The organism is Cohnella herbarum (genome assembly GCF_012849095.1).
In the GTDB taxonomy this organism is placed as follows: Bacteria; Bacillota; Bacilli; order Paenibacillales; family Paenibacillaceae; genus Cohnella; species Cohnella herbarum.
In genome coordinates this window covers 1,719,459-1,733,365 of sequence record NZ_CP051680.1, presented here as the reverse complement: position 1 = coordinate 1,733,365, position 13,907 = coordinate 1,719,459, and the positions used below count along the sequence as shown (strand labels likewise).

The following is a 13,907-nucleotide window of genomic DNA, read 5'->3' as shown; positions in this document are numbered from 1 at the left end:
TGAGGGGAGTGGCTAATTCGCGTAAGTTTTTACTGTTGGCAGGACTGGTTTTGGTTTTGGTGTTCGCGCTTGTGTATTACGGGGTGAATCTGACCTCCGACTTAGGGAAGTCCAAATCGCAAGTCACCACGGAGGACGCCGGTAAGAAATTAAGCAAGCTATATTCGAAAATATCCGTAACTTCCGCGGAGCCGGTCAAGGGGCAGATCGATCTGGATCCCGTCGACGTCGCGGCCTCGTTGCCGGATATATCCAAGTATCCGATAACCGTAAACAACACGACGGATCAGTTCGTTGAAATTTTCTCCTCTACGGAAAAGTCGGGAACCGGCGTAGACGGTTGGTTAACCGAGGTCGCGACCGAGTTTAACAAAGCCAATATCGACGTGAACGGGATGACCGCATCCGTTCTCGTACGGAATATCGCTTCCGGAACGGCGACCGATTACATCAAATCCGGGAAATACGTTCCCGACGCCTTCACGCCTTCCAATGAACTGTGGGGCGAGATGATAAAGTCGAGCGGAGTCCCGACGGTAATGATATCCAAGCGACTAGTCGGGAATGTGCCGGGTATCGTCATATCCAAAGCGAAGTACGATGCATTGGTGGAGAAGTATGGCTCCGTTAACGTCAAAACCGTAACGGAAGCGATAGCGAACAACGAATTTTCGATGGGATATACGGACCCTTTCGCCAGTTCGACGGGGATCAACTTCCTCCTTACGGCTCTCGATTCGTTCGATAGCTCTGACATCTTAAGCGAGAAAGCGGTTCTAGGGTTCCAGCAATTTCAAGCGAACGTTCCCTTCATAGCTTCGACGACCATTCAGATGCGAGACGCGGCCAAGTCCGGAAGGTTGGACGGTTTCGTGTTGGAATACCAGACCTACGTCAACGCGGAGGATTTGAAGAGCGGATACGTGTTCACGCCATTCGGAGTGAGGCATGACAGTCCGTTGTATGCGTTAGGTCAGCTCCCCCAAGAAAAGCTAGACATCCTTAAGAAGTTCGCGGAATTCGTTTTGCAAGATAAATATCAAAGCTTTGCCAAGGACAAAGGTTTTAATCAGCTTGAAGACTACAAGCCGGAACTGGCGGCGGTCGATGGAAGCTTGCTGTCTTCCGCGCAGAAGCTGTGGAAAGAGAAGAAAAACGGCAGCCACCCGATTGCGGCCGTGTTCGTAACGGACGTGTCGGGCAGCATGGACGGCGAACCGTTGAACCGGCTTAAGGAATCGTTGCTGAAAGGACAGAAATATTTGGGGAAAGACAACAGCATCGGTCTCGTCTCCTATTCCAGCGACGTTACCATTAACTTGCCTATAGCGAAGTTTGATACGTTGCAGCAGTCGATGTTCGTCGGCGCGGTGAACAGCCTGCAATCCGGCGGAGGGACGGCTACTTTCGATGGAATCGTCGTTGCGTTAAAGCTGCTTCAGGACGAGTTGAAGATTAATCCGAATCAGAAGCCGGTTATTTTTGTCCTGAGCGACGGGGAGACGAACGAAGGGTATTCGCTTAACGATATTAAGGAGTTAGTCCAGACCTACAAGATCCCTATCTATACGATCGGATACAATGCGAACATCAAGGCTCTTCAGAGCATTTCGAGCATTAACGAAGCAGCTAGCATCAATGCGGATACGGATGATGTCGTCTACAAGATCGGCAATTTGTTTAACGTTCAAATGTAATCAGAAACCTGAGGAGGATGGCCATGTCGTTCACAATGGAAGTCGCTAGTCCGGAAGAGATTAAGTCGGTCATTGAACAAGAGGTAAAGCCTATGCCGGAGGAACTCGCTAAACTGAAAGAGACGGCGGATTTAAACGTAGCGACGATAATGGCCATGGATATCGAGTCGATGGAGAAGCGGAAGGAAATTCTGCAATCGATCGACGCTTTCGGCCTTCAAACGATGAAATCGTCTTCGGACAAAAATTCGCTGCTGCAGATTTCGGTCGGTAATCTCTCCAAGACGGGAGACGAGGGCGGGCAAGTAGCTAAGGGGCTTTCCGAGTTGCATACGCAACTGAAGGATTTAGACCCAAGCCTAGTGGACTTTGCCAAGAGAGGTTTCCTGGGTAAGCTGTTCAATCCACTGCGTGCTTATTTTATCAAATATGAGAAAGCAGACAGCGTCATTGCGGATATCGTCGTTTCGTTGGATAAGGGAAAAACAACGCTCAAGAATGACAACACCACGCTCGAGATCGAGCAACAGACGCTCCGGGAATTGACCAAGAAGCTTCAGAAGGAAATACAGCTCGGGGCCATGATGGACGAATCGATCGAGCAGCAGATCGAGGAGGCCAAACAGCGTAACGAAGATCCCGATAAGATTCGGTTCATTACCGAGGAAGTTCTGTTTCCCCTCCGCCAGCGCATGATGGATTTGCAGCAAATGTTAGTCGTGAATCAGCAAGGGATCATGGCCATCGAAGTGGTCATCCGCAACAATAAGGAACTGATCCGCGGGGTAGACAGGGCGAAGAACGTAACGATCTCGGCATTGAAGATATCCGTTACCGTCGCTAGCGCTCTCTATAATCAGAAAATCGTTCTGCAGAAAATCCAGTTGCTAAACCAAACCACGAACGACTTGATCGCGGGCACGTCCAGAATGTTGAAGGAGCAGGGAACCGAAATTCATAAGCAATCGCTAGAAACGAGCATTTCCGTGGATACGCTGAAGCAGGCGTTTACCGACGTATTGTCGGCATTGGATTCGATTAGCACTTACAAACAGGAAGCTCTGCCTAAGATGCGGGATACGATTAATCAGTTCAGGGAGTTAGCCGACCAAGGAGAGAAGCAGATTCAGCGATTGGAAAAGGGGCATAAGTTGGGGATTTAGAACATGATTGCTTGATTGGAAGTCTGTTTCGGCAATCCGCCGAAGCGGGCTTCTTCTGCTGTTACGAAGCTATCATCCGGCTATGATTGTCCATCTATTGAATGAAACGGGACTCCGGTCTATGATAGCTTTGGATCGAGCAGGACCGATTAAGCTATTTTGCGATCGATCGGCAGGCAATAGAGATTACGAAGCGAATAGGAATAAGAGTATTCTATCGTAGTCTAGGAGGTCGGAATAATGAAGTTGCGTAAAGGAGCATTAGCCTGCGGTTTAATCGTTCTGGTATTGTTCGGATGCAGCAACTCGGCCGACGAATCGACGGCCGTGCCGAAACCGAACCAGAACCCGACGCCGATCCCGTCTATCGTTCCGTCCGATAGGAGCGAAAGCTACTTATCCGAATGGCAGCAGTTGGATTTCGCGGGAATGTACGCCTTACTGACCCCGCAATCGAAGGACGGAATGACCGAACAACAATTTGCCGAGCGCTACGAGAAAATTTACGCCGGAATCGAAGCCAAGAACATCGTCATTACCGAGATTCCTCGTGAACCGAGAGAATCGCAGGACGCGCAAAACTCGCAAAACGCGCAAAGTTCGCAAGGAGCAGTCAATTCCGAAGAAAAGGTACGCAAATTCAAATATAACGTACGAATGGATACGATTGCCGGACCGGTGGAATTCCAGCACCAAGGCACGATCCGCAAGATGCTAGAGAGCGATGAAGAGAAGTGGTTGGTGCAGTGGGAACCGTCGCTGATATTCCCGGATATGGAAGAAGGGGATAAAGTCCGGGTTCAAACCGTCGACGCGCCGCGAGGAGAGATCATGGACAAATTCGGCAACGGCCTTGCCGTTAACGGCAACGTGCTGCAACTTGGCATTGTTCCCGGCAAACTGGGCGAAACCGCGGAAGACGTTAAAGCTTCCATTGCGAATAAACTCGGCATCGGCATAAATGAAATTAACCGCAAGCTAGGCGCGACGTGGGTCAAGCCGGATCTTTTCGTGCCGATCGCTCTCGTGTCGGAAGACGAAATCGGAGACCTTCCGGATCTTCCCGGGGTCGTCATTCAGGAAAAGAAACTACGCGTCTATCCGCTGGGAGAAGCCGCTGCCCATTTAACCGGGTATGTCGGAGAGATTAACGCGGAACAATTGGAGAAACGGAAGGCGCAGGGTTACGAGGTTGGCGATTCCATCGGCAAAGCCGGCTTGGAGCAAGTATTAGAAGATCGACTGAGAGGGAAAGACGGCATCTTGATCACGATTACGGACGATAGGGGCGTTCGTAAGTCCGTGCTTGCCGAATCGGCGGCGGTTCCGGGTACCTCTTTTCAATTAACGATCGATTCGGAATTGCAAAAGAAGATCTATAACGAAGTCAAGGAAGACGCGTCTTCCGTCGCGGCCGTTCAGCCGACCACGGGAGAAATATTGGCTCTGCTCAGCAGTCCGTCCTATGATCCGAACGCTTTCGTGCGCGGCTTATCCAGCGGGCAATACGAGACGTGGAATAACGACCCTCGCCATCCTTTCCTGAATCGTTTCTCGAAAGGGTATGCGCCGGGCTCCGCTTTCAAGATCGTTACCGCCGCGATCGGAATGGACACCAAAACTTTGGATTCGAACGAAGAGAAATCCATAGCCGGTCTGACTTGGGCCAAAGACGGATCTTGGGGCAACTATTACGTGAAGCGGGTACACGCCGTTGATCCGGTCGATCTCACGAAGGCGCTCGTCTATTCGGACAATATCTATTTCGCTCAAGCGGCGTTACAAGTCGGGAAAAAGAAATTCGTCGAAGAGGCGGCCAAGTTCGGAATCGGCGAAGAGATTCCGATCGCTTATCCGCTTAGTAAGTCGCAGATGGCGAACGGGGATATCCGAAGCGACATTCAGCTCGCGGATTCCGGTTACGGGCAAGGGCAGGTGACGATGACGTCGCTTCACGTCGCGCTTGCTTTCTCGGCGATCGTGAACGAGGGGAATATCGCGTATCCGAGGTTGACGATAGACGATCAAGCGAATCTGCCGTCTATCTGGAAGGAGCAAGCGATGTCCCAGGATACGGCCGCGATCTTGAAAGACGATCTCGTCAAAGCCGTCAGCAGCCCCGAAGGCGTCGGACACGGAGCCTATATTCAGGGCGCTTCTATCGCCGGCAAGACGGGAACTGCGGAGCTTAAAACAAGCAAAGGCGACGACGGTCAAGAGAATGGCTGGTTCGTAGGGTTCAACGCGGACGATCCGCGGCTGCTGGTCGCCGTCATGATCGAGGAAGTCAAAGGGCGCGGAGGAAGTAAGTACGTCACGCCGAAGGTTAAACGTATTTTTCAGCAAACCTTGAAAGAGTAAGAATATAGCCTTTGCCGCGAATATTTTCGATGGAGATGACGGGATGCGTCTTCTTGCGAATCCGGTAGAGCAAAGAATTGATCTCCTCGGAGCTTGCGGCGGGAATCTCGTCCTCTTCGTATCTTTCCGGCCACACGTAACGAATGATCTCTTCCTTGCCGACGAATTGTCGCTCCTTGCGCAAGAGCAGTTCCAGACATTTGTATTCCTTGTCGGAGAAGGAATAGTTTAGATCTTGCAGGACGAGAAGCTGCCTAACCGGATCCAATTGATAGTCGTCGGAGGCAGAGGCGGCGGAGGCATGGGTCACCGGCGAGAAGTCCATCGTCTCCTCCCACATTCGCGTGGAGAAGGTCAGACAGATCATCCCTTTGGCGAAGGTGATGACGTCCGACGAACGGAGAGCGGACGGTACGAACGGAGTTAGCTTTATTCCGTTAACTTCCGTCCCGTGTTTACTATCGAAGTCCATGACGGTATAGTTTCCGTTCTCATAGCTGATGGAGGCCTGTTTTCTGGAGACGTAGACGTTCTCGAATCCGATGTCCGGTTCCCATTCCGCGTCTTTCCTTCCTAGAATAACGCTGTTACGTTGGATCTGAAGCGTTGATCCTTCGTCATATGGAAATCCTCGTACGACCACGAGACAGGAATTGAGACTCATAGATTAACCTCTTTCCGTAAACAATTTTGAGAGAAGAAGGCTTCTTCTACATATAACGAATGATTATGGGCCAAGGTTACCGGATTTGCAAGCGGCAAAAGGCAAATGCTCAAACGCGCTGGAGTTACTCGAAATAATCGAGTAATTCGTCGCCACGCAGCCACTCGCGCCGGAGTTACTCGAAATAATCGACTAATTCGTCGCCACGCAGCCAAGAGTGCCGGAGTTACTCGAAATAATCGAGTAATTCGTCGCCACGCAGCCAAGCGCGCCAGAGTTACTCGAAATAATCGAGCAATTCGTCGCCACGCATCCAAACGCGCCGGAGTTACTCGAAATAATCGAGTAATTCGTCACCATGCAACCAAACGCGTCGGAGTTACTCGAAATAATCGAGTAATTCGTCGCCACGTAGCCAAGAGTGCCAGAGTTACTCGAAATAATCGAGTGATTCGTCGCCAAGATCCAAAAATGGAAATATTATCATTTCATAAGCGATTGTCTGCGGCAATAGATTCAGTAATTGGCAATCGGTTAGCGCACTCACTCGACGAGGAGACGATTTCATGAAACGAATCGTAGTTCAATCATCCTACCCGCTCAGAGGCTCGATCGCGATTCCGGGCTCCAAGAACAGCTCGCTTGCTTTGTTGGCGGCGGCCTGTCTCGCGGACGAGCCCGTCATATTGCGCGGAATGCCGCGAATATCCGATTTGGACGTGTTCTTCCGCATCGGTGAAGAGATCGGCATCGACTTCCGCCGCGACGCGGATAACGACGTGCTGATTGACTCGCGCGGCATTCATTCCACGGAGATCGATCCGGTTAAAGCTTCGAGCTTCCGCACGGCGTATTATTTCGTCGGCGCATTGCTCGCCAAATACGGTAACGTCAGCCTAGGATATCCCGGCGGCGACGACTTCGTGAGCCGTCCCATCGATCAGCATATTAAAGCGCTCGAAGCCATGGGCGCGAGGTTTACTTTCCATAGCGATTATTACGACGTAGAAACTTCGAGCCTTCATGGCGCGGATATTTACTACGATACGATATCTTCTGGAGCGACCATTAACGCAATGCTTGCCGCCGTCCGGGCGAAAGGGAAAACGGTATTGCGCCAAGCAGCCAGAGATCCGGAAGTCGTCGATACCGCCAATATGCTCGTCTGCATGGGAGCGAAAATCAGAGGAGCCGGCACCGACACGATCGCGATCGAAGGCGTACCCTTTTTGCGCGGCTGCGACTATACGGCGATACCGGATCGGCTGATCGCGGGTTCCTTCTTGATCGCGGCGGGGGCAACGGGAGGTTCAATTACGATTAACGACGTCATCCCGGAGCATCTTGGCGTAAGCCTCTCCAAACTAACCGAGATCGGCCTCGGCATCGAAACGACCGACAATTCCATCACCGCTTATCGATACGGTAGACTTAGGGCAACACGGGTAAGAACCGCTATGTATCCCGGTTTTCCGACCGATCTGCAGCAACCGCTGACCGCGCTGTTAACGCAAGCATCCGGCAGAAGCATCGTCGCCGACCGGATCTATCCGAAGCGGTACCAGCACGTTGCCCAATTGAACCGGATGGGGGCGGATATTAACGTTCGTTCCGGCGTCGCCCTTATTAAAGGCGGCAGGCCGTTGAGGGGAACGCTCGTCCATGCCACCGATGTTCGGGCGGGCATTTGCCTGCTCATCGCCGGATTGGCCGCCGAAGGGGTTACTTCCATCACGGGCGTAGGCCATATCGAGCGAGGTTACGAGAACATCGTCGCATCGTTCCAATCGATCGGTGCGAACATCGAAATGTTGGAGGACAATGCCGGCTGGAACGGAATTTCGGCGATAAGGGGCTAGTGCGCGTGCGAGGAGGGGAAGATAGACGGATTTTCGACCTATCTTCTCTGGGTAAGCCCTTAACGTGAGGGAGATAGCCGGAAATCCGGCCTAAATTCTCGTAGCAAGTATTCTTAGCAGGGATAGATAGACAACTATAGCGCGCTCGCCGAAAGTAGGCCAAAATTGTGCCTTGTGGGACGGCAGTATGGTGAATGCACCGAGTTCTATGTAAAGGAGCAGACTATGGGATCGAGAGTAATGCACTATTGCATATCAACGCTACTTGCTAAAGAATTACGAATTGATGACGAACAGTTTCTATTAGGCGGCATTGCACCGGATGTGCATAAAAATATGAATACAACTAAGAAAATATCCCATTTTGCAAGAACCGATAGTGAAGGGAAATTGTTCGTCGATTTGTATGGATTTCATGAAAAATATTTAAGTAATATGATGGATCCATTTTACTTAGGTTACTTTTATCATTTGGTGTCTGACGTTATTTGGGTGGAAAGAGTATATAATCAGAAAATAAGGGCGTTGCCTCAACCCGACAAGAAGGAAGCGCAATTAAAGTATTATAGGGATTTCTGGAGATTGAACGGTAAACTCATCGATTATTACTCTTTAGAGATCAAACAGTTGGAAGTTAAATTTATCGAGATTGACGAAATTGACTACAGATTCCTCCCGGAGTTGATAAAGGAATTAGAATTAGATTTTGCAATGAAAGATGAAGCGAAAGATCAGGAATTGGAGATTCTTGATTTCGATGAAGTTGTTGATATTCTTGAAAGAACAGTAAGGGAATGTATTGAGATATCGACGAAGCCAATTTACTATCCCATGACGAAGTCAAAGCGAGGATGGATAAATGGCTGAACAAACAATCATTTGGACGCACAAATACTTTATGACTTCCCGCACCGAGGACGTGTAGTTCCAGAAATGGACGATCCTGAGATGAACTATGCTTGATACTCTCAATGATCTTAATCGTGGGATGTATTCAAAGCTAGTGGATAGAGCTTTAAAGCAATGGCAATCCTTTTCCGATTCCGTGCAAGAGAAGGATTGCGTTGTTCTAATAGACAGTACTTTCTTTGGATATTTAACTTGGTCTCTATTCCCAATGGATGTGCCGATTGAAGAAATTGAAGTTTACTTATACGCCATCGAAAATATCCTCAGCCCTTGCAAACCATCCTTGATTTATTTTTATCAGAATGACGTGTATCAATCTCTTAAAAATATTTGTGATAAAAGAGGCAATGGCACATCGGAACGGTTTATACATAATGCTTGCGAATCAATCTATGGGAGGAAGAGGAATCTAACAGGGTTTGAAGGTATGGTTTCATTTTGGAAAGATTACCGTCAGTTTACAGATGGGATCGTTGAAAATATCGGATTTAGGAAAATCGCAGTTGATACTGCAAATGGGGATTGGGATGAATATTTGAAAGATGTTTCTGACTTTTTGGGAATCACGAAAGCTGCGACAGTAGCGAATTTAGAAGACATTGATTCCTATATTGGAATTTATAGAAGCGGAACAACGACATGTAAAATAAAAAGCGATGATGGCGAGCTATATATATATATCTGGAATTCAAGGGATATGGCCCAATTGCAGGCTTTTGCCGAGAGCGATAAATCAATATGCGGTTGAATCATTTCCTATACAAATCACAATCGACGCGGACAAAATTATTGTATCTGGACCACAGTTATTAGACGGAGAATTTCCTGAAGTATGGATTAAACAGGATTAACTCGGGCACTCGTCCCTTATTTCTGGAGGTCATATATGTTTTTTAGAAGGAAGTATTATGTAGTCAGCAATGATTTCGTGGAAGTGTTTAACAGGCATTTCATGGAAAACAACTTACCGAATCAATTGAAACATGGTTCTAGATTAGTCGGGAGATGGATGGCTCCGCATTCGGAGACAACAACTGAGATTTTTGCAATATGGGAATATGATAGTAAAGAACGATATGAAGAAATCGAACGAAATGTTCGAAACCCTGAACAAGCGAAAAGGGTCAATGCTTGGTATGATAGTCAAGGCGGTAGAGAGAGAGTATATAAAGAATGCATATTTCATGTGAATGATTCAGAGATCATTTCGACCTTGTAAACTTCGGCAACGCACCTTGAAATCATTAAAGATAGCAGCATGTGTTCGGCTTTCAACTCATGAGACGGTCATTCTGACCGTTACAATGGTGTGAAAACAAATGGCGTAACAAGGCGGATCTTAGGAGAATCTTAGGAGCCGCCTTGTTTTTTTGTACATCAGATGGAGACGATTAATAATTTTTTGAAGGAAATGAACCGGAATTGTTGAATCATGTAATTAATGGAATCACGAATCGACGAGGAGGGAAATCGTGTTTAGGCGAAGCGCTCTGTTTGTACTGTTGTTATTGGCTTCTATGATCCCCTCCATGACTGTATATGGGGAAGATGCCGAGAGGAATCTCGTTCTGAACGGAGGCTTCGAAGAAGTTAACGTCGGCGAGCCGGCGAGTTGGATCAGGGATGCCTATTACGTAGGCGATGATTATAGTCAGATGAAGGTCGCGGAAGGTGACGCTCGCACGGGCTCCCGGTTTGCGACGATTGAAAGCTTGCAGCCGAACGACGCCAAGTGGACGCAGACGGTTTCCGTAGAACCCGATACGTTGTACAAGCTATCGGGTTGGGTTCGGGTTGCCCGAATAGATAATGAAGGAGCGACCGGGGCCAATTTATCCGTGCTGGGCATCGGAACGACATCGCCGGATAAGAAATCGGCTTCCGGAAGCTGGGAACTTCTCGAACTGATCGGACGGACGGGCGCAGAGCAGCTCCAATTAACGGTAGCGGTTCGGATCGGAGGTTACGGCAGCCTGAATTCGGGGAAGGCCGATTTCGACGACTTTCGCATGGAACGGCTGGACGAGGCGCCTTCAGGGGTTAGCGTCGTATCGTTCGATCCGGTCGTCGCGCAAGGGGACGGGGGCACGGTTCCCGGTCCATCCGAACTCGCTTCTTCGCATGCCGGATATTCGGGCTGGATGGTTTTTTATGGTTTAGCGTATGCGGCATTAGGCTTCTATTTGATTTCAAGGTTCCGCAACCCGAAGGCTAATTTATCCGATCGCATGCCGGCACTGGACAAACATCGAGTGTCGATCATCGTTCTTCTGTTCGGGGGCGCGTTGCTGCTTAGGATTGTATGCGCTCCTATTATTCAAGGCCACCCGATAGACATTTTCGATTTTATGGCTTGGGCGGATAGAGCTTACCATGAAGGATTAGGGGGCTTCTATAACGGGGAAGTATTCGCGGATTATCCTCCGGGTTATATTTACGTGTTATACGCGCTCGGCATGATCAAGTCGTGGCTTGGCTTGGATCCGGCATCGTCTACCTCCATAATCCTGATTAAGTTTCCGGCAATCGTTGCCGATCTCTTAGCGGGTTTGTTCATTTATAGACTGGCGTTGCGCCATGCGGACGCAAGATCGGCTCTTCTGGCGGCGCTGCTCTACGTTTTAAATCCGCTCGTGTTTTTGGACTCCGTCGTTTGGGGTCAGATGGATTCGGTATTTGCTTTGTTCATCGTAATCATGGTTTACTCCCTTCATATCAAGCGGCTTCCGACGGCTTCGGCTCTGTTCATGATCGCCGTGCTGATCAAGCCTCAATCTTTCATGTTCGCTCCGTTGCTGCTCTTCTCGATCCGTTCTTGGAAAGAGACGGCCAAAGCAGTCGTTTACGCTCTAGTCGCTTTTATCGTCGTGACGTTACCCTTCGCGCTTCAGCAGGGGCCTTGGTGGATCTTCAAGCACTATCAAGCGATGTTCGGCATGTACCCCTATGCTACCTTCAACGCGTTTAACGGGTATGCGCTACTGGGTGCTAACGGCGTGGAAACGAGTCGAAAATGGTGGGGGATTCCTTTCGCGGGCTGGGATATACTCTTTATCTTGGCGATCGTTGGTCTGGTAGGAGTTCTTATGCTTAGAAGCCGCAAAGACGGCAAAATCATTTACGCGGCATTCCTAATCGCCGTACTCGTATTCGCGTTCAAGACGGGACTGCACGAAAGATACGGATATATGACCATACCGTTAGCGCTAATGAGCTGGATATGGATACGGGACGTTCGCGTGTTCGGATTATTCCTTGGCGTTACGCTTACGAACTTCGCTAACGTGGCTTACGTCCTGAAATACGGTCTGAGCCAAAATTATTTCATTCCGAACGGCAACGGATTCATGAACCTCGTCTCCCTTGGCAACGTATTTCTTGCCGGATATGCCGCATGGATCGGCTATGAGCTATTCATCAAGAAGCCGAGCAGCAAACCGATACAATCAATCAAGCCTAAGCCTGTCGCAGCTGCAGCGCCGCCTTCAAACGTTACGATGACGCGTAAGGATTATTTCGCAATGGTAGGCATTACATTCGTGTACGCGGCCATCGCTTTGTTCCAACTCGGTTCGACCGTCGCTCCGCAGAGTTTCTGGAAAGCAGGGACGCAGGGGGAAAGCGCGATTGCGGATTTCGGAGCCGCCGAGCAGGTGAAATCGATCTTATGGTACGGAGGCATCGGAAACGGGAGCTTCCAAGTGGAGCAATCGGAAGACGGAATCGGATGGACTCCGGTGACGACCGTTGATCTTAACGACGGCTCCGTATTTCAATGGAAAAAAGTCCAAGCGAGTTTTACGGCGCGTTTCGTGAAAATAGCGGCGGTTAATCCCGGAGCTTCGTTAGGGGAGATAGGGTTTCGAGGAACCGAGAAGCAACTCGTTCCTTTTTCCGACTCGACTTCGACTTCACCGGCATTCGATGAACAAGGTTCGGTTCCGAAACTAAGCTCTTTCAAGAACAGCATGTATTTCGACGAGATCTATCACGCCAGAACCGCCTATGAGAATATACATCGCATGGAACCTTACGAGACGACCCATCCGCCCCTCGGGAAGGTTCTCATCTCTTCCGGAGTGGCCTTGCTGGGGATGAATCCGTTCGGTTGGCGGATCGCGGGCGTTCTCTTCGGGATTGCTATCGTGCCTCTTCTATATGCGTTCGGTAAACGTTTGTTCAGAGAAACCCGTTATGCGGCGCTGGCATCTATATTGGTCGCTTTCGACTTCATGCTATTTACGCAAAGCCGTCTGGCTACCGTCGATACGTTCGCCGTGTTTTTTATTTTGTTGGCTTACGAACGTATGCATCGCTATTATGAAATGAACTTTCATCGAGATAAGCTGCTGAAGACGATCCCACCGCTTGCGATCAGCGGATTAGCTTTCGGACTGGCCACGGCGACCAAATGGATCGGACTTTACGCGGGAGCGGGTTTGGCGATCTTGTTCTTTCTTTCGCTGTGGAACCGGTATAAGGAGTACCGGGAAAACAGGCAATTGCCTTTTGCGAATCATGCGCTATGGACGATCCTTTATGCCGGTTTGTTCTTCGTTGTCGTTCCGTTGATGATCTACCTGGCATCGTACATTCCTTTCCTGCTCGTTCCGGGTCCTGGTCACGGATGGAAGGACGTCTTGTCGTATCAGCAATTTATGTACTCTTACCATAGCAAGCTGGTCGCTACGCATCCGTTCTCGTCGACATGGTGGGAATGGCCGCTCATTCGCAAACCGATCTGGTATTACGGAGGTTCGGAATTGCCGGCAAGTAAGATGGCTAGCATTGTTGCGATGGGAAATCCGGCGGTATGGTGGGTGGGGACGATCGCTGTTATCGCGACCTTACGAGCGGCATGGAAAAAGCAAGATTCCAGCATGGCGGTCGTATTAGTCGGGATCGGTGCTGCTTATTTGCCGTGGGTACTCGTCCCTAGACTGACCTTCATTTATCATTTTTTCGCTTGCGTACCGTTTATCGTCTTATGTATCGTGTATTGGATTCGGAAAATAGAAGAAGGCAAGCCCGAAAATCGGAAATGGACGCATCTCTATGCCGGAGCTGTCGTGCTGTTGTTCCTGTTGTATTACCCGATTCTATCGGGGACGGAAATCTATGTTTCTTACGCGGACGGCGTTCTGAAGTGGTTTGACGGTTGGATTTTTCATGGATAATGAACAATCGGGCTTCAGGACGCGCAATACCTTGGAATCGCATATCTTTTCCGTAGGATTACCTCTTATGTCTTGAT

The 13,907-nt window shown here is 49.4% G+C and carries 9 protein-coding genes; 8 read left to right on the top strand and 1 reads right to left on the bottom strand.

Annotated features, from left to right (window positions below; genetic code table 11):
* The first annotated feature begins 8 nt into the window (after positions 1-8).
* From HH215_RS07570 to HH215_RS07560, 3 genes are all read left to right on the top strand, one after another.
* Complete coding sequence (locus HH215_RS07570) at positions 9-1,697, top strand: vWA domain-containing protein (RefSeq protein ID WP_375140491.1); 1,689 nt, start codon at positions 9-11, stop codon at positions 1,695-1,697.
* A 23-nt stretch (positions 1,698-1,720) separates the two neighbouring features.
* Entirely contained in the window at positions 1,721-2,860 is a 1,140-nt protein-coding gene (locus HH215_RS07565) for a toxic anion resistance protein (protein ID WP_169279340.1), read from the top strand.
* Positions 2,861-3,100: 240 nt separating this feature from the next.
* Complete coding sequence (locus HH215_RS07560) at positions 3,101-5,221, top strand: penicillin-binding transpeptidase domain-containing protein (RefSeq protein WP_169279339.1); 2,121 nt, start codon at positions 3,101-3,103, stop codon at positions 5,219-5,221.
* Here the strand turns inward: HH215_RS07560 and HH215_RS07555 are convergent.
* Positions 5,187-5,885, bottom strand: coding sequence for an FHA domain-containing protein (locus HH215_RS07555; protein ID WP_169279338.1), 699 nt, complete (start codon positions 5,883-5,885; stop codon positions 5,187-5,189). The two genes, HH215_RS07560 and HH215_RS07555, sit on opposite strands and share 35 nt — an antisense overlap.
* 566 nt (positions 5,886-6,451) lie before the next feature.
* Here HH215_RS07555 and murA point away from each other — a divergent pair.
* From murA to HH215_RS07530, 5 genes are all read left to right on the top strand, one after another.
* The gene (gene murA, locus HH215_RS07550; protein WP_169279337.1) at positions 6,452-7,744 is read left to right on the top strand and encodes a UDP-N-acetylglucosamine 1-carboxyvinyltransferase; all 1,293 of its coding nucleotides are present in this window, start codon (positions 6,452-6,454) and stop codon (positions 7,742-7,744) included.
* Between the two features lie 225 nt (positions 7,745-7,969).
* A complete protein-coding gene (locus HH215_RS07545) occupies positions 7,970-8,611 on the top strand; it encodes a hypothetical protein (protein WP_169279336.1) in 642 nt (213 codons plus the stop codon).
* Between the two features lie 136 nt (positions 8,612-8,747).
* Positions 8,748-9,401, top strand: coding sequence for a P-loop NTPase family protein (locus tag HH215_RS07540; protein ID WP_169279335.1), 654 nt, complete (start codon positions 8,748-8,750; stop codon positions 9,399-9,401).
* Positions 9,402-9,539: 138 nt separating this feature from the next.
* Entirely contained in the window at positions 9,540-9,872 is a 333-nt protein-coding gene (locus HH215_RS07535; RefSeq protein ID WP_169279334.1) for an NIPSNAP family protein, read from the top strand.
* 253 nt (positions 9,873-10,125) lie between these two features.
* Positions 10,126-13,830 carry a phospholipid carrier-dependent glycosyltransferase gene (locus HH215_RS07530; RefSeq protein ID WP_169279333.1) on the top strand — a complete coding sequence of 1,235 codons (3,705 nt, stop codon included), beginning with the start codon at positions 10,126-10,128 and terminating at the stop codon, positions 13,828-13,830.
* The last annotated feature ends 77 nt before the right edge of the window (positions 13,831-13,907 follow it).